Origin of the sequence: Kitasatospora sp. NPDC088779 (assembly GCF_040685395.1) — a bacterium.
Lineage (GTDB): Bacteria > Actinomycetota > Actinomycetes > Streptomycetales > Streptomycetaceae > Kitasatospora.
Genome location: NZ_JBFBHW010000009.1, coordinates 79822 through 95583, shown reverse-complemented (window position 1 = coordinate 95583; position 15762 = coordinate 79822). Strand labels below are relative to the sequence as shown.

14 protein-coding genes are annotated in these 15762 nt (G+C 73.1%); 10 read left to right on the top strand and 4 right to left on the bottom strand.

Going from position 1 to position 15762, the window contains the following annotated elements; all coding sequences use genetic code 11:
* Positions 1–184 precede the first annotated feature (184 nt).
* From AB0P03_RS10885 to AB0P03_RS10870, 4 genes are all read left to right on the top strand, one after another.
* Positions 185–2521 (top strand): M4 family metallopeptidase, encoded by a 2337-nt coding sequence (locus AB0P03_RS10885; protein ID WP_363580888.1) that lies wholly within the window; start codon positions 185–187, stop codon positions 2519–2521.
* A 253-nt stretch (positions 2522–2774) separates the two neighbouring features.
* Positions 2775–4514, top strand: coding sequence for a carbohydrate-binding module family 20 domain-containing protein (locus AB0P03_RS10880; RefSeq protein ID WP_363628533.1), 1740 nt, complete (start codon positions 2775–2777; stop codon positions 4512–4514).
* A gap of 148 nt (positions 4515–4662) precedes the next feature.
* Positions 4663–4887 (top strand): hypothetical protein, encoded by a 225-nt coding sequence (locus AB0P03_RS10875; RefSeq protein ID WP_363580892.1) that lies wholly within the window; start codon positions 4663–4665, stop codon positions 4885–4887.
* A gap of 55 nt (positions 4888–4942) precedes the next feature.
* Positions 4943–6505 carry an AMP-binding protein gene (locus tag AB0P03_RS10870; protein ID WP_363628531.1) on the top strand — a complete coding sequence of 521 codons (1563 nt, stop codon included), beginning with the start codon at positions 4943–4945 and terminating at the stop codon, positions 6503–6505.
* Between the two features lie 37 nt (positions 6506–6542).
* Here the strand turns inward: AB0P03_RS10870 and AB0P03_RS10865 are convergent, their stop codons facing one another.
* Positions 6543–7286 carry an SDR family oxidoreductase gene (locus AB0P03_RS10865; RefSeq protein WP_363628529.1) on the bottom strand — a complete coding sequence of 248 codons (744 nt, stop codon included), beginning with the start codon at positions 7284–7286 and terminating at the stop codon, positions 6543–6545.
* A 427-nt stretch (positions 7287–7713) separates the two neighbouring features.
* Between AB0P03_RS10865 and AB0P03_RS10860 the strand changes: the two genes are divergently transcribed.
* The 3 genes from AB0P03_RS10860 to AB0P03_RS10850 all read left to right on the top strand — a co-directional run bounded on the left by AB0P03_RS10860 (position 7714) and on the right by AB0P03_RS10850 (position 10503).
* Complete coding sequence (locus AB0P03_RS10860) at positions 7714–8781, top strand: alpha/beta hydrolase-fold protein (RefSeq protein ID WP_363628527.1); 1068 nt, start codon at positions 7714–7716, stop codon at positions 8779–8781.
* Positions 8782–9075: 294 nt separating this feature from the next.
* Positions 9076–9867 (top strand): hemerythrin domain-containing protein, encoded by a 792-nt coding sequence (locus tag AB0P03_RS10855; protein ID WP_363580900.1) that lies wholly within the window; start codon positions 9076–9078, stop codon positions 9865–9867.
* Positions 9868–10095: 228 nt separating this feature from the next.
* Positions 10096–10503 carry a hypothetical protein gene (locus AB0P03_RS10850; protein WP_363580902.1) on the top strand — a complete coding sequence of 136 codons (408 nt, stop codon included), beginning with the start codon at positions 10096–10098 and terminating at the stop codon, positions 10501–10503.
* A gap of 143 nt (positions 10504–10646) precedes the next feature.
* Here AB0P03_RS10850 and AB0P03_RS10845 read toward each other — a convergent pair whose 3' ends face one another.
* Together AB0P03_RS10845 and AB0P03_RS10840 are read right to left on the bottom strand one after the other, a co-directional pair.
* Positions 10647–11210 carry a DUF1707 and FHA domain-containing protein gene (locus AB0P03_RS10845; RefSeq protein WP_363628525.1) on the bottom strand — a complete coding sequence of 188 codons (564 nt, stop codon included), beginning with the start codon at positions 11208–11210 and terminating at the stop codon, positions 10647–10649.
* A 168-nt stretch (positions 11211–11378) separates the two neighbouring features.
* On the bottom strand, positions 11379–11927 hold the full coding sequence (locus AB0P03_RS10840) for a DUF1697 domain-containing protein (protein ID WP_363580904.1): 549 nt from the start codon (positions 11925–11927) through the stop codon (positions 11379–11381).
* 65 nt (positions 11928–11992) lie between these two features.
* Here AB0P03_RS10840 and AB0P03_RS10835 point away from each other — a divergent pair, with 65 nt between their 5' ends.
* Positions 11993–12463: a pyridoxamine 5'-phosphate oxidase family protein gene (locus AB0P03_RS10835; protein ID WP_363580906.1), complete on the top strand. Its 471-nt coding sequence runs from the start codon at positions 11993–11995 to the stop codon at positions 12461–12463.
* Between the two features lie 48 nt (positions 12464–12511).
* Here the strand turns inward: AB0P03_RS10835 and AB0P03_RS10830 are convergent, their stop codons facing one another.
* Positions 12512–12868: an arsenate reductase family protein gene (locus tag AB0P03_RS10830; protein WP_363628523.1), complete on the bottom strand. Its 357-nt coding sequence runs from the start codon at positions 12866–12868 to the stop codon at positions 12512–12514.
* Positions 12869–13060: 192 nt separating this feature from the next.
* Here AB0P03_RS10830 and AB0P03_RS10825 point away from each other — a divergent pair, with 192 nt between their 5' ends.
* A complete protein-coding gene (locus AB0P03_RS10825; RefSeq protein ID WP_363580908.1) occupies positions 13061–14278 on the top strand; it encodes a cytochrome P450 in 1218 nt (405 codons plus the stop codon).
* A gap of 269 nt (positions 14279–14547) precedes the next feature.
* Entirely contained in the window at positions 14548–15645 is a 1098-nt protein-coding gene (locus AB0P03_RS10820; RefSeq protein ID WP_363628522.1) for a PP2C family protein-serine/threonine phosphatase, read from the top strand.
* Positions 15646–15762: the final 117 nt, after the last annotated feature.

Here is a 15762-nt window from a genome sequence, read left to right as displayed (position 1 = left end):
GCCCCACCCCCCGGTGCGGCTGACCAGTTCAGGTGCAGCGCGTCCCAAACCTGCCACGACTTGTGAGCACCGCAATCGCACCCCCGTCGCGCACCCCGGGCGGGGGCCCCCACTGCGCCGCAACCCTGCGGCCCAGGTTTCTCTCCACCGGCGCGAACCCGCGCCGGTCGGAAAAGGAGTCCGCATGTCCCGTTACGCTCACGCCCGGAAGGCCGCGGTTGTCATGGCCGCAACCACCGCGCTGCTGGTGACCGGCATACCGGTCATCGCGCAGGCCGCGACGCCCGACGCCCCGTCCGCCGTCGCCGCCCAGCAGTCGGACCGGGCCGCGCTGATCGCCTCCGCGAACCAGCAGTCCGCGTCCTTCGCCCAGGCCCTGGGCCTGAGCAGCCAGGAGAAGCTGGTCACCAAGGACGTCGTCCTGGACACCAACGGCGGCCGCCACCTGCGCTACGAGCGCACCTACGCCGGACTCCCGGTGCTCGGCGGCGACCTGATCGTCCACCAGGACGCCGCGGGCGCCACCAAGAGCGTGACCAAGGCCAGCGAGGCCAACCTCGCCGGTGTCAGCACCACGCCGGCCCAGGCCGCGCCGAAGGCCCAGGCCGCCGCGCTCGCCGCCGAGCAGGGCGCCGCCGTCGACACCGCGCCGCGCCTGGTCGTCTGGGCCGCCGACGGCACCCCGAAGCTCGCCTGGGAGACCGTCGTCTCCGGCCGCGAGTCCGACGGCACCCCGAGCAAGCTGCACGTGGTCACCGACGCCGCGACCGGCGACGTGCTCAGCAAGGCCGACGGCATCAAGCGCGGCTCCGGCAACGGCGTGTTCGTCGGCAACGTGCCGCTGACCACCACCCAGAGCGGCTCGACGTACTCGCTGAAGGACGCCACCCGCGGCGGCCAGTACACCACCGACATGAAGAACGGCACATCCGGCAACGGCACGCTGTTCAGCAAGTCGAGCGACACCTGGGGCAACGGCCAGGCCAGCAACCGCGAGTCCGCCGCCGTGGACGCCCAGTTCGGCGCGGCCGCCACCTGGGACTTCTACAAGAACACCTTCGGCCGCAACGGCATCCGCAACGACGGCGTCGGCGCGATGAGCCGGGCCCACTACGACACCGGCTACGTCAACGCCTTCTGGGACGACAGCTGCTTCTGCATGACCTACGGCGACGGCTCGGGCGACACCCACCCGCTGACCGAACTCGACGTCTCCGGCCACGAGATGAGCCACGGCGTCACCTCGGCCACCGCCAACCTGAACTACTCGGGCGAGTCCGGCGGCCTCAACGAGGCCACCTCGGACATCTTCGGTTCGATGGTCGAGTTCTACGCCAACCTGCCCGCCGACAACCCGGACTACCTGATCGGCGAGCTGATCGACATCAACGGCAACGGCACGCCGCTGCGCTACATGGACAAGCCCTCCAAGGACGGCACCTCCGCCGACTCCTGGTACTCGGGCGTCGGCAACCTGGACGTGCACTACTCGTCCGGTGTCGCCAACCACTTCTTCTACCTGCTGGCCGAGGGCAGCGGCGCCAAGGTGATCAACGGCGTCAGCTACAACAGCCCGACGGTCAACAACATCACCGTCGGCGGCATCGGCCGGGACAAGGCCCAGCAGGTCTGGTACAAGGCGCTGACCGCGTACATGACCTCCACCACCAACTACGCCGCCGCCCGCACCGCGACCCTGAACGCGGCCACCGACCTGTACGGCGCGAACAGCGCCGAGTACAACGCGGTCGCCACGGCCTGGGCCGCCGTCAACGTCGGCTCGCTGCCCAACCCCGGCGGCATCACCGTCACCAGCCCGGGCAACCAGTCCACGGCGGTCGGCGGTGCGGTGAACCTCCAGATCAAGGCCTCCGGTGGTACCGCGCCGCTGTCGTACAGCGCGACGGGTCTGCCGGCCGGGCTGGCGATCAACGCCTCCACCGGTGCGATCACCGGTACCGCCACCACGGCGGGCTCGTCGAACGTGACGGTGACGGTGAAGGACTCGGCGGGCAAGTCGGGTACCGCGAGCTTCACGTGGACGGTGACCGGTGGCGGTGGCGGCACCTGCACGCCGGCGCAGCTGCTGGGCAACGCGGGCTTCGAGACGGGCTCGGCGGCGCCGTGGACGACCAGCTCCGGCGTGGTGGACAACAGCTCCTCGCAGGCGGCGCACGGTGGTTCGTGGAAGTCGTGGCTGAACGGCTACGGCTCCTCGCACACCGACACGCTGGCGCAGACGGTGACGATCCCGACGGGCTGCAAGGCGACGCTGAGCTTCTGGCTGCACATCGACACCGCTGAGTCGGGCAGCACCGCGTACGACAAGCTGGCCGTGTCGGTGAACGGGACCACGCTGAAGACGTACTCCAACGCGGACGCCGCGGCGGGCTACCAGCAGCGGACCTTCGACCTCTCGTCCTACGCGGGCCAGACGGTCACCCTGAAGTTCACCGGCACCGAGGACGCCTCGCTGCAGACGAGCTTCGTGATCGACGACACCTCCATCCAGACCGGCTGAGTCCGGACCGGGCCCCCGCGGGCCCGGTGAACCAGGACAGGTGAGGGGCCCGGCGGCTACGGCTGCCGGGCCCTTGTCGTGCGTCCGGGCCCAGGCGGTGCAGAAACGTTCCTCCCGAGCCCTTGACGCTCTCTCCCGGCGGCCCTAGGTTCAGCGCTGCAAGTTTCCGGCAAGTTACAGAAACTTCCTGCATAGCTCTTCCCGCACGGCTCACCCCCGGCTGCCCCCACCCCAGCCACCCCCAGGAGACGACGTGGTCACCACCGCCCCCACCCGCCGGACCGCCCGCGCGGCCGGCGCCCTCGCCGCCTCGGCGGCCCTGGCGCTCTCGCTCGCCACCTCCCTCGGCGCCCCCGCCGCCCAGGCCGCCCCACCCGCCAACAACGGCAAGGACGTCACCGCCACCCTCTTCGAGTGGCGCTTCGACTCGGTCGCCCAGGCCTGCACCTCGACGCTCGGCCCGAAGGGCTACGGCTTCGTCGAGGTCTCGCCGCCCCAGGAGCACATCCAGGGCCCGCAGTGGTGGACCTCCTACCAGCCCGTCAGCTACCGGATCGCCGGGCGGCTCGGCGACCGGACGTCCTTCAAGAACATGGTCGACACCTGCCACGCCGCCGGGGTCAAGGTCATCGCCGACGCCGTCGTCAACCACATGACGGCCGGCTCCGGCACCGGCACCGGCGGCACCGCGTACACCAAGTACACCTACCCCGGCACCTACCAGGACCAGGACTTCCACTCCTGCCGCCAGCCGATCACCAACTACCAGGACCGCTCCAACGTGCAGAACTGCGAGCTGGTCAACCTCGCGGACCTCGACACCGGCAGCGCGTACGTCCAGCAGACCATCGCCCGCTACCTGGACGACCTGGGCTCCCTCGGCGTCGACGGCTACCGGATCGACGCCGCCAAGCACATCGCCGCCGGCGACCTCGCCGCGATCAAGGCGAAGACGGCCAACCCCAAGGCCTACTGGGTGCAGGAGGTCATCTACGGCGCCGGCGAGCCGGTCCAGCCCACCGAGTACACCGGCACCGGCGACGTCGACGAGTTCCGCGTCGGCACCGACCTCAAGCGGATGTTCACCAGCGACAAGCTCGCCAACCTGTCCGGCTGGGGCGCCTCCTGGGGGTACCTGCCGAGCGGGCAGGCTCGCTCCTTCATCGACAACTGGGACACCGAGCGCAACGGCTCCACCCTCAACTACACCTACGGCAACACCTACACGCTGGCCAACGTCTTCCTGCTCGCCTCGCCGTACGGCGCGCCCAACGTCTACTCCGGCTACGCCTTCACCAACAACGACGACGGCCCGCCCAACGGCGGCACCGTCAACGCCTGCTACCAGGACGGCTGGAACTGCACCCACGCCTGGCGGCAGATCGCCAACATGGTCGGCTTCCGCAACGCCGTCGCGGGCACCGGCGTGACCAACTGGTGGTCCAACGGCAACAACGCGATCGCCTTCGGCCGCGGCAACAAGGGCTACGTCGCGCTCAACCACGAGAGCGGCCCGATCACCCGGACCTTCCAGACCGGGCTCGCGGCCGGCACCTACTGCGATGTCCAGCACGGCGACCCGCAGCCGGGCGGCGGCTGCACCGGCCCGACCTACCAGGTGGGCGCCAACGGGCAGTTCACCGCGACGGTCGGCGCGGGCGACGCGATCGCGCTGTACGTCCCGGGCGGGGCGGCCAGCAGCTCCGGCGCCTCGTTCAACGTCAACGCGACCACCGTCAACGGCCAGAACGTCTACGTGGTCGGCGACGTCGCCGCGCTCGGCGGCTGGGACCCGGCCAAGGCGCTGCCGCTCTCCTCGGCCGGCTACCCGGTCTGGTCGCTGTCGCTCGCGCTGCCGGCCGGCACGGCCTTCCAGTACAAGTACGTCCGCAAGGACGCGAGCGGCGCGGTGACCTGGGAGTCCGGGGCCAACCGGACGGCGACCGCGCCGGCCTCGGGCCTGGTCGCCCTGAACGACACCTGGCGGCCGTAGGGCCCCGGGCGGCGCGCCCGTGACACCTCCGGACCGCCCTCGGGCCGCCCCTGGACCCCCGTCAGCCTGGCCTGACGGGGGTCCCTCGTGCGGGTGGCCGTGCCGGTTCAAACCTCGGCTGGCGAAGCGGCGCTGACACGATCGCGGGATGAGAACCACCCCCCTCGTCCTCGACCTCGAACTGTGCGGCGGCCGCTGGGACGGCCACCGCAAGCGCGTCAACGCCGCCGCCCCGCCGCCCGCACTGCGGATGCTGCTCCGGGCCCGCCTGCCCGCCGCGGAGAGCGGCGAGTACTGGCCGACCACCAGCGTCTACCGGCTGGACGGCGACCGCGCCGGCTCGCTCCGCTACCGCCACTCGCACGACGAGTGATCGCCATCGGGTATAACTCCCGGCCCTGGAAATGGGGTTGGGTTAGGGTGGGGACATGGTTGCGAACCGCGAGGAAGAAGTGGCCGTGAACGAACCGGAGTTCGTCAGCGCTCCCGCCCTGATTCTTCAGTCCCTCGCCGCCGACCCCGACCGACGGGCCATCGCCACCGCCGACGGCGTCGAACTCACCGCCGGCGACTTCGCCGCCGCCACCTACCGCCTCGCCCACGAGCTCGTCGCCCGGGGCGTGGTGCGCGGCGACACCGTGACCCTGCTCGCCGGCAACACCGCCGAGGCACTGAGCGCCCGTTACGCGGCAGGCCTCGCGGGTGCGCGGGTGGTGAACCTCTACGACGGCATGAGCGCCTCGACCCTGGCCGAGATCGCGACGAGCGTCGACACCGCCGTCCTGCTCGTCGACGCCGAACGGTACCCGGTGGCCGCCGAGTTGCTGCCCCTGATCGACGTGCCGGCCGTCCTGCGTCTCGGCCCCGGACCGGATGCGATCGGCGAGGACGTGATCGCCGCCGCCGCCCACCGGCCCGCCGAGCCGCCGGCCGTCCGGGTCGGCCCGGACGACGACTGGGGCATCCGGCACACCGGCGGGACCACCGGAATCCCGAAGGGCATCCGCAGCCTGCACGGCGCCTACCGGAAGGTCTTCGACACCCCCGGCCGCATGGCGAGCGACGCGCCCCGCTTCCTCGCCGCCACCTCGCTCGCCCACCTCGCCGGGCTCTTCTCCGACCTGACGCTCCACCACGGCGGTGCGGTCGTCCTCCAGCGCTCCTTCGACCCCGGCGCGGTGCTGGCCGCGATCGAGCGCGAACGCATCACCGACCTGTGGGTGCTGCCGCCGCTGCTCTACCAGCTGCTCGACCACCCGGCGATCGGCCGCACCGACCTGTCCAGCCTGCGCCGGGTCTCGTACGGCGGCTGCGCGGCCTCGCCCACCCGGGTGCGCGAGGCGCTCAAGGTGTTCGGGCCGGTCCTGTGGAGCGGCTACGGGCAGTCGGAGGCGCAGAACATCTGCATGCTCGCCCCGCACGAGCACGACCGGGTCGGGCACGGCGGCCAGATCGCGGTCGGCCGCCCCCTCCCGGGCGTCGAGGTGGTGATCCGGTCCGCCGACGGCACCGAGCTGCCGACGGGGGAGCAGGGCGAGATCCACGTCCGCTCGGACACCGTCATGGCCGGGTACTGGAAGCGGCCCGACCTGACCGCCGAGGTGCTGCGCGACGGCTGGCTGAACACCGGCGACATCGGCTACTTCGACGCGGACGGCTACCTCTACCTGGCCGACCGGCTCAAGGACAAGATCATCGTGGTCGGCGGGCACGTCTACCCGTCCGAGGTCGAGGACCTGCTGCTCACCCACCCGGCGATCGCGCAGTGCGCGGTCTTCGGGGTGCGCGACGCGCAGGAGGCGGAGCACGTCCACGTCGCCGTCGTCGCCGCGTCGGGGCAGCGGCCGGACCTGGAGGAGGTCCGCGCGTTCGTCACGGCCCACAAGGGGCGGATCTACGCGCCGGAGGCCCTGCACGTCGTGGCCGCGATCCCGCTGACGGCGGTGGGCAAGCCGGACAAGAAGCGACTGCGCGAGTCCGTGGCGGACTGACGGCGGGAGCCCGACGGCGGACCTCCGGCAGGCAGCCCTAGCCCCGCCCGACGTACGGCATGGCGGTCGCCATCACGGTGGCGAACTGCACGTTGGCCTCCAGCGGCAGTTCGGCCATGTGTCGGACGGTGCGGGCCACGTCGGCCACGTCCATGGTCGGCTCGACCGCGATCTGCCCGTCCGCCTGCCGCACCCCGGTGGTCATCGCGGCGGTCATGTCGGTCGCCGCGTTGCCGATGTCGATCTGCCCACAGGCGATCCGGTACGGGCGGCCGTCCAGCGACAGCGACTTGGTCAGCCCCGTGACCGCGTGCTTGGTCGCGGTGTAGGCGATCGAGTGCGGGCGCGGGACGTGCGCCGAGATCGAGCCGTTGTTGATGATCCGGCCGCCCTGCGGGTCCTGCGCCTTCATCTGCCGGAACGCGGCCCGGGCGCAGAGGAACGCCCCGGTCAGGTTGAGGTCGACCACCGCCCGCCAGGCCTCGACCTCCAGGTTCTCCACCGGCACGGCCGCGCCGAAGGTGCCGGCGTTGTTGAACAGCAGGTCCACCCGGCCGAAGCGCTCGACGGCTCCGGCGAACAGCGCGTCCACCGCCGCCGGGTCGGTGACGTCGGTCGGCACCACCGCGGTCGGGGTGCCGCCCAGGCGGGCGGTCTCCCGCAGCGGCTCGGCCCGCCGGCCGGCCAGCACCAGCCGCCAGCCGGCCGCGGCCAGTTCGGCCGCCACGGCCCGGCCGACTCCGCTCCCGGCTCCGGTGACGACGGCGATCTGCTGGGGCATGGCGTTCTCCTGGGTCTGCTCGGGTCTGGTGGGCTTCGGCTTCGGCTTCGGCTGGGCGCGGGTCGGTTGGGGCGTGAGCCGATCGTTGCGGATGCGGCGGCCGCCGTCACTGGTCGAAGGCCCCAAAATTCGCACCCCCGGACAGGCCGCGGACCGTGCTCCCCGCCGTCCGGCCCCCGCCGACCGGGGGGAGCGGTGAAGGCCTTTACCTGATCGCGAACAAACATTGGATTTCCGGTGGCCACCGCGCAACCGAGCCACCCCGGTCCACGTCATAAGATCGCAGGAAGGCGCGCCACCGCGAGGGAGGACGCGCCGCCACCCCGGGGACCGCACCAGCGCCGCGCCCCCGGCCTGTCCGGCCCCACCGGGGGGCCACAGCCCGGTCAGACGGACCGGGCGTGTCATCGGTCGGAGAGTCCTCACCGTGCTTAGGCAGTCGTCCCGTTCCCGCGCCGTCCTGACCGGCGCCGCCGTGCTCGCCCTGGCCGCCTCGCTGGCGGCCTGCGGGAGTTCCGGTGGCGGGAAGGGGGACAGCGCCAAGGCGGCCGGCACCCCGGGTGCGACCGGTACCGGCGCCACGGGGGGTTCGCCCAGCGCCGGTGGCGGCGGTACGCCCGCGCCCACCACCGCGGAGCCCGCGGCCGCCACCGGGAAGGTGCTGATGCCCACCGGTCCGGCCGCCACCCTGAGCAAGGCCCGGGACACGTCCGCCGGTCCGATCATGGTGACCACGGTGACCGGCGCGAAGTCCGGCGTCTCCGGCAAGGTCTGGGTCTGGCTGCCGCCCGAGTACAACGACCCCAAGTTCGCCAAGACCGGTTTCCCGGTGCTCACCCTCTTCGCGGGCGGCCAGAGCAACGGCTACAACACCTGGACCGACAACCAGCTGCCGATCCAGGAGGAGAACGAGCAGCTGGTCAAGGCGGGCAAGTCCCACCCGTTCATCATGATCATGCCGGTGCAGAACTTCAACAGCGACGAGCACAACGCGCTGGACTGCTCCGACATCCCGGGCCAGCCCAAGATGGGCACCTGGATGTCCCAGGACCTCCCGGACTTCGTCCGCGCCAACTTCCGCACCGTGAAGGGCCGCGACGGCTGGGGCGTGATGGGCGCCTCCACCGGCGGCTTCTGCAGCGCCAAGCTCGCCCTCCAGCACCCGGACGTCTACAAGGCCGCCGTCCCGATCGACGGCTACTACGTTCCCGACTCGGGGCTGTGGAAGGGCCACGACGCCGAGCGGCAGGCCAACAACCCCGACGTGCTGGTCGCCCAGGGCAAGGCCGACGTGAAGATGCTGGTCACCGCGGGCGGCGCCAACCCGTACGAGACCAAGCTGGTCAAGGGCTGGGTCGCCAAGGCCGCCCCGCCGGCGTCGCTGGAGTACTACGAGCAGCCCGGTGGCAAGCACCTGACCTCGGACTTCAAGAAGATGATCCCGGACACGCTGCAGTGGCTCACCAAGAACCTGGCGGGCCCGGAGGCCGACTGATCCCAGCCGCACGACGACCCGCGCGGCCGTCCGCACGACGCGCCGTACGACGACCCGCAGGCCGTGGGCCCGGGGCACCCAGGTGCCCCGGGCCCACGGCGTTCCGGCAGCGTCCGGAGGCCGGGGCGGGCGATCGCGGGGCGGCACCCGCGCAGCGCGGCTTCCCCCGCGCACATGCCTGTGACCTGCGCGTCAATCGGACATTGATTCACTTTTGATCGACTGTGAGCACCTTGGATGGGGCCGCTCCACCGGCTGGCCCCGCCCGCCCCACGACATCGTGAAGAGAGTGCCATGCCGATCCATCTACTGCCCCAGCCGTCCCCCTCCGTGCCCGAGCAGGCGGGGTCCGGGGTCGACACCCGGGGCGCGGCCGTGCCCGTGCGGGCCGTCGGCGAGGAGCCGGCGACGGCCCGCTTCGCCGGACTGCGGCTGGTGCACGCCGCGCTGCGCCGGGACCTCGCCCGGCTGCCCAACGCCCTGCGGCTGCTCCAGCCCGGCGAGGACGACGCCGGCGAGGCGCTGCTGCGGCACTGGAGCTTCGTGACCGCGATGCTGACCTGCCACCACGAGCAGCAGGACAGCCGGATCTGGCCGATCGTGCGCCGCTTCGCCCCCGAGCTGCGGCTGCTGCTCAACTGGCTGGAGGCGGACCACCACAACCTCGACCACTCGTTCACCCGGGTCACCACGCTGGTGCGGATCGCCAGCCGGGACACCGGCAGCGCCTGGCCGGTGGCGTACGCGATGGAGGACCTGGCGGCCCGGCTGGAGACGCACCTGCGGATCGAGGAGCGCCAGTTGCTGCCCCGGATGGAGCGGGTGGTCCCGGAGGGCTCCCGGCTCGGCGGCCTGGGCGAGCTGATGGACCTGCTGCGCTCGGCGGACGGCCCGGGGACGGCGGACGCGCTGGCCTGGCTGCTGGAGGGTGTGGAACCGGCTCTGGTGGAGCGGCTGTTGGCCGAGTGTGACGACGACGTGGCCCGCAACTGGCCGCACTGGCAGGCCACCTACCAGCGCTGCATGGCGCCGCTGTGGGGCCCGGCCGGTGCGCGGGGCAGCGACCTGGGCGGTGTCGCCGACTGACCGCCGGTCCTTTTCGCGGCCCGTCGATCTACGCGCGTGGCATACCTCTGAGGCATATGCCGAGCCTTTCCGGAATCCGATCCAACAGTTCCAACTCCCCTCGTCCCCTAGGGGATTCGACCCATCGCCCTCGGGGTCGCGATCGTTCGGGCGCTCCGGGGCCGGCCAGGGGGTGCGTACCGCCGACGGCCGATGGCGGGGCGCGTGCGGGCGCCTACCGTCGACGCCATGACCACAGCGAGCACCCCGAACTCCCACCGAACCCCTGCCCGGCGCCGCTTCGGGCCCGCCGTCCGCCGCCCGGCGCTCCTCGCCGCCGGCGCCGTCCTCACCCTCGGCGCCGGACTGACCGCCTGCGACGGCGGTGTCGCGCTCTGCCTCGACGACGACAGCTGCGACGTCGTCGTGCGCACCGATGACGCCGAGGCCTCCAAGACCCTCCAGGTCTTCGGCGGCGACCGCACCGTGAAGATGACCGTCAGCCACATCACCGACAGCACGGTCGAGGTCGCGGTCGGGGACGAACGGAAGACCGTCGGCAAGGGCGCCGAGACCGCCGTCGGCACGGCGAAGGTCACCCTGCGCAAGGCGGACAAGGGCGACCGCTACGCCGAACTGCACGTCACCCGCGGCTGACGTTCACCGCCCGCACGCCCGCACGCCCGCACACCCGCACGCACACCCGCACACCCGCACGTTCACCGTCCGCACGCATGGACGCCCACCCGACGCCTCCCCGGTGCCCGCTCGGGTCCGTACCGACCGGCCGGGGGTGCGACTCAGTCCGAGGCGAGCCGGAACTCCAGGTTCCCGAACCGGACCTGGTCGCCCGGCCGGACCCGTACCCCGCCCGCGATCCGGCGCCCGTTCACATGCGTGCCGTTGGTCGAGCCCAGGTCGTACAGCACCCAGCCGCCGCCCTCGCGCCGCAGTTCGGCGTGCCGTCGGGACACCGAGGCGTCGTGCAGCCGCAGCCCCGAGCCGGGGAACCGACCGATCGTCAACTGCCCGGCCCCGGTCTCCGGCAGGCTCAGCCCGGGCAGCCGTTCGGTGCGCCAGGCCCGGCGCAGCCGGTCCCCGAACGCGGAGACCCGGCCGACCGTCCGCAGCAGGAAGCGCTCGACCGGGCTCCCGGTCGGCAGCCCGGTCATCGCCTCGTCCAACTCGCCCCGGCTGGTGGCGTGCAGGACGATGTCCATCCGGCCGAGGAAGGTGTCGTGCGACAGCCGTCCGCTGCCCGCTCCGTCCTTGAGCACCCCGAGCGCCTGGTCCCGTTCGGCGTCCGAGGGGCGGACCGCGCCGGAGGGCCGGACGGCGCCGGTGCGGAACTCAGGAGACGTCATGGCCCGATTGTCGGCTCGGCCGGCTCGGACTGTCCAGATCACGCCGGGTGCCGGCGCACGGTGAGTACGTCACTGCACTCCAGACGCCCGGTGCGCCACCGCGGTTCCGGGTGGCCGGGTGGCCGGGTTGCCTGGTGCCGGGGTGGCCGGTGCGCGGATGTCAGGAGGTCAGCCCTTCCGGGCGACCGCCAGGATCTTCTCGGTGGTGTGCAGGAACCGGGAGGTGACCGCACCCCGGTAGGCCTTGCCGAACAGTTCCCCGGTGACCCACTTGCCGTCCCGCAGGTGGACCACCACGTACGCGGCGCCCGGGTCGGCGCCGACCACCTCGTGGTCGCCCTTCGGCGAGAGGCGGGGGAGGGCGAGGTCGGCGGGCAGCGGCTCGGAGAGGAAGGCCACCACCAGCCGGACGTCGGGCGTCACCTCGACGCTCTTGAACGGCTCGGCGGCCAGCAGCGCGGCCACCTCGTCGACCGTCCGCAGCAGCGTGGGCACCGGGTAGCCGAGGGACCGTTCCAGGTGCTCCTCGATGCGCCGGGTGAGGGCGGCGCGGTCCGGCTCGTCGGTGGTGAAGAAGACGTTGCCGCTCTGGATGTAGGAGCGCACGCCCCCGAGCCCCAACTCGGCGAAGAGCGCCCGCAGCCGCTCCATCCGCACCGTCCGGCCGCCGACGTTGATCGCCCGCAGGAACGCGATGTACGTGGTCGTGGTGGTCACTCCGCCAGTCTGGCACCGGCCCCTGACACCCGGCGGTTGTCGGTGCCCGGTGCCAGACTGGCGCCATGGCCACCTGGCAGGATTTCGAGCAGCAGGCACCCGAGCTGGCGCCCCTCGTGCGGGCCCGGTTCGAAGCCGAGAAGCACCACGTCCTGGCGACGCTGCGCAAGGACGGGTCGCCCCGGGTGAGCGGTACGGAGGTCGACTTCGTCGGCGCCGACCTGATGCTCGGGTCGATGTACGGCTCGGCCAAGGCGCGCGACCTCCAACGGGACGGCCGCTTCGCGCTGCACGCCCATCCGGGGGACGAGACGATGGCCGGCGGGGACTCCAAGGTCTCCGGCCGCGCGGTCGAGATCACCGACGAGGCCGAACTTTCCGCCTACGCGGCCGATCTGCCCGAGCCGCCGCCGACCGCCTTCCACGCCTTCCGGCTGGACCTGGAGCAGGTGGTGCACACCGCCGTGGGGGAGGGCCACCTGTGGGTCCTCAACTGGCACCCGGGCCGGCCGGTGCAGCGGATCCAGCTGCACTGACCGGCCCCGGACGCCCCGGACGCCTCTTGGGCTCCGGACGCGGCGCTGCTACGGCAGGACGGACTTGACCGCCTCGGGGGTGCGGGCCACGACGGCGTGGCCGTCGTCCGCGGTGATGATCGGGCGCTGGATCAGGATCGGGTGCTTCGCCATCGCCGCGATCCAGCGGTCCCGGTCCGCCGGCTCCCGGGACCACTTCCGCATCCCCAGGTCCTTGGCGACCTGCTCGTCGATGCGGGTGATGTCCCACGGCTCCAGGCCCAGCCGCTCCAGCACCTGCTCCAGCTCGGCCGCGGTCGGCGGATTCTCCAGGTAGCGCCGCACGGTGTACTCGGCCCCGACGGCCTCCAGCTCGCCGAGCGCCGATCGACACTTGCCGCAGCGCGGGTTGATCCAGATCTCCATACCGGCAACCCTACCGAGCCGCCCGACGGCCGGGCGCCAACCCGCCCGGCCCGGCGCCCCCGCCGGGCGCGCACCCGGGCCTCCGCCGGTCGAGCCCCCGGTCCGGCCCGGCGCCCCCGCCGGACGGGAACTCCGCTGCACCCTCCGGTGGTTCACGCAGCAGGAACGTGGCCTCTGGGAGGGGAGCACCGGATGGACGGCGCGGCGATCATCGAGGAACTGCTGACCAGCGAGGGCCGGGCCGACCCGTACCCGCTGTACGCGCGGGCACACGCGCTGGGCGCGGCGGTGCCCGCCGGGCCGGACACCTTCCTGGTGGCCGGCCACGCCGCGGCCGACAAGGTGCTGCGCACCCCCGCCTTCGCCGTCGCGACCGCCGACATGATGGCGGAGCTGACCCCGGAGTTCGCCGAGCACCCGTCGCTGGCGCTGTTCGGCCGCTCGATCCTGCAGCGCAACGCGCCCGACCACCCCCGGGTCCGCTCGCTGATCGCCTCGGTCTTCACCGCCCGCCGGGTGGCCGCGCTGCGCCCGGCGGTGGAGGAGGCGGTCGCCGGGCTGCTGGACGGGATGGCCGAGCAGGGCGCCGACGGCTCGCCGGTGGACTTCATGGACGCCTTCGCCTTCCGGCTGCCGGTCGGGGTGATCTGCGAACTGCTCGGCGTCCCCGAGCGGGACCGCTACCGCTTCCGCGACCTCGCCTCCGACCTCACCGTCGCCCTGGAGTTCATCGACGACCGCTCCGAGCTCACCGAGGCGGACGAGGCCGCCGACGAACTGGCCGGCTACTTCACCGAGCTGGCCGCCGAGCGCCTCGCCCGCCCGCAGGACGACCTGGTCACCGACCTGGCCCGGATCGCCGTCGACGACCCTGAGCGGCTGCCCGCCCGGGAACTGCTGGCCAACCTGGTGCTGCTGCTGGTGGCCGGCTTCGAGACCACCACCAACCTGCTCGGCAACGGCCTGGCCCTGCTGTTCCGCCACCCGGAGGCCGCCGCCGGGCTGCGCAGCGGCGCGATCACCCCGGCCGGCTTCACCGACGAGGTGCTGCGCTTCGACTCCCCGGTCCAGCTCACCTCCCGGGTGGCGCTGGCCGAGGGGCTGGCCGTCGACGGGCTGCCCGTGCCGGTCGGCAACGTGGCGCTCCTGCTGCTCGGCGCGGCCAACCACGACCCGGCCCGGTACGACCGCCCGGAGGTGTTCGACCCGACCCGCCGGGACAGCCAGCCGCTGAGCTTCGGCGGCGGCCCGCACTACTGCCTGGGCGCCCAGCTGGCCCGACTGGAGGCCGAGGTCGCGGTGCCCGCCCTGCTCGACCGCTTCCCCCGGCTGGCCCCGGGCGGCGTGCCGGCCCGGCGGGACCGCCTGGTCCTGCGCGGCTTCGAGACCCTGCCGGTGATCGTCCGCTGATGACCGTCTCGCCGCTGACCGCCCACCGGTGGGGCCGCCGCTGACCGCCCACCGGCCCGGTTGTCGGCGCGCCCGCCGACCGCCCACCGGCCCCGGCTGTCGGCCGGGGCCGGGTTGGTCACCGTCCGCCGACCGGCCCTGACGCCCCGCTTCCGGGCCCGGTCGGTCCCGGAAACCGGGACGTTCGGCCGTTCGTGGCCGGGTCCTCCGTAGGAGAGCATGGAGGGACGAACCGGTCATACCGACCGGTCGGCCAGGAGGACCCCACCGTGCCCGTAGCACCCCGCCCGGAGCATCCGGCGGCCGTGGAACCCCGGGCACCGCGCTGGGTGCCCTGGCTGCCGGTGCTCCTCCTGCTGCTTGACCTGGCCGCCGAGGCGGTCGTCCCGGACGCCGTCGCGGCCGGCTTCCTGCTGACCGCGCTGCCCGTGGTGGCGGCGTTCAGCTACGGCCCGGTGCTGACCGCCACCACCACGGTCGGCGCCCTGGCGCTGCAACTGGTGCTGGCCGTGCGGGCGGGCCACATCGACGAGCAGCACCACGTCTGGGTCTACATCGCCACGCTGCTCTCCGGGGTGATGGGCACCGCCCTGTCCTGGCAGCGGACCCGGCAGAACCGCACCCTGCTGCACGCCCGTACCGTCGCCGAGACCCTGCAGCGCACCGTGCTGCGCCCGGTGCCCGAGCGGGCGGGCGGTCTGCGGGTGGCCGGCCTCTACCGCCCGGCCCAGGCCGAGGTCCTGGTCGGCGGGGACCTGTACGAGGTGTGCGACACCCGCTTCGGCGTCCGGGTGCTGCTCGGCGACGTCCGCGGCAAGGGCCTCGGCGCCGTCCGTACGGTGGCCGACGTGCTCGGCGCCTTCCGGGCGACCGCGCACGACACCCCCGACCTGGTCGACCTCGCCGACCAGCTGGACCGTGCCGTCCTGCGCGACGCCGCCGACCGGGGCGACGACGAGCTGTTCGTCACCGCCGTCCTGCTGCAGTACCGGCCGGGCTCCGACTGCGTGGAGATCGTCAACCGGGGCCACACCACCCCGCTGCTGCTCACCGAGCACACCATCACCCCGGTGTCCTGCGCGGACGAACTCCCGCTCGGCCTGGCCCACCTCGGGCCCCCCGACGAGCGCGGCAAGCCGACCGCCGTCGCGCTGCCCCCGGGCCACACCGTCCTGCTCTACACCGACGGTGTGAGCGAGGCCGGGGACGCCACCGGCGCCTTCTACCCGCTGGCCCCCCGCCTGGCCGCCCTCGGCACCACCTCGCCCGACCGGCTGGTCTCCTTCCTGGCCCAGGACGTCCACGAGTACGCCGGCCTGCTCGCCGACGACCTCGCCGTCCTGGCGCTGACTCCGGAGCGCCCGTAGGCCTTCCCCGGGTGAACTCCCGCAGCCCGAGCCCCCGGTTCCAGCCCTGCCCGCCTGCCCGCCTGCCCGCCTGCCCGCCCGCCTGCCTGCCCGTCCGCCTCCGACAACGCGCCAGTG

Coding starts and splice junctions, on each gene's coding strand:
- AB0P03_RS10885 (WP_363580888.1), top strand. CDS start 185: ATGTCCCGTTACGCTCACGCCCGGAAGGCCGCGGTTGTCATGGCCGCA.
- AB0P03_RS10875 (WP_363580892.1), top strand. CDS start 4,663: ATGAGAACCACCCCCCTCGTCCTCGACCTCGAACTGTGCGGCGGCCGC.
- AB0P03_RS10870 (WP_363628531.1), top strand. CDS start 4,943: ATGGTTGCGAACCGCGAGGAAGAAGTGGCCGTGAACGAACCGGAGTTC.
- AB0P03_RS10865 (WP_363628529.1), bottom strand. CDS start 7,286: ATGCCCCAGCAGATCGCCGTCGTCACCGGAGCCGGGAGCGGAGTCGGC.
- AB0P03_RS10855 (WP_363580900.1), top strand. CDS start 9,076: ATGCCGATCCATCTACTGCCCCAGCCGTCCCCCTCCGTGCCCGAGCAG.
- AB0P03_RS10850 (WP_363580902.1), top strand. CDS start 10,096: ATGACCACAGCGAGCACCCCGAACTCCCACCGAACCCCTGCCCGGCGC.
- AB0P03_RS10845 (WP_363628525.1), bottom strand. CDS start 11,210: ATGACGTCTCCTGAGTTCCGCACCGGCGCCGTCCGGCCCTCCGGCGCG.
- AB0P03_RS10835 (WP_363580906.1), top strand. CDS start 11,993: ATGGCCACCTGGCAGGATTTCGAGCAGCAGGCACCCGAGCTGGCGCCC.
- AB0P03_RS10830 (WP_363628523.1), bottom strand. CDS start 12,868: ATGGAGATCTGGATCAACCCGCGCTGCGGCAAGTGTCGATCGGCGCTC.
- AB0P03_RS10825 (WP_363580908.1), top strand. CDS start 13,061: ATGGACGGCGCGGCGATCATCGAGGAACTGCTGACCAGCGAGGGCCGG.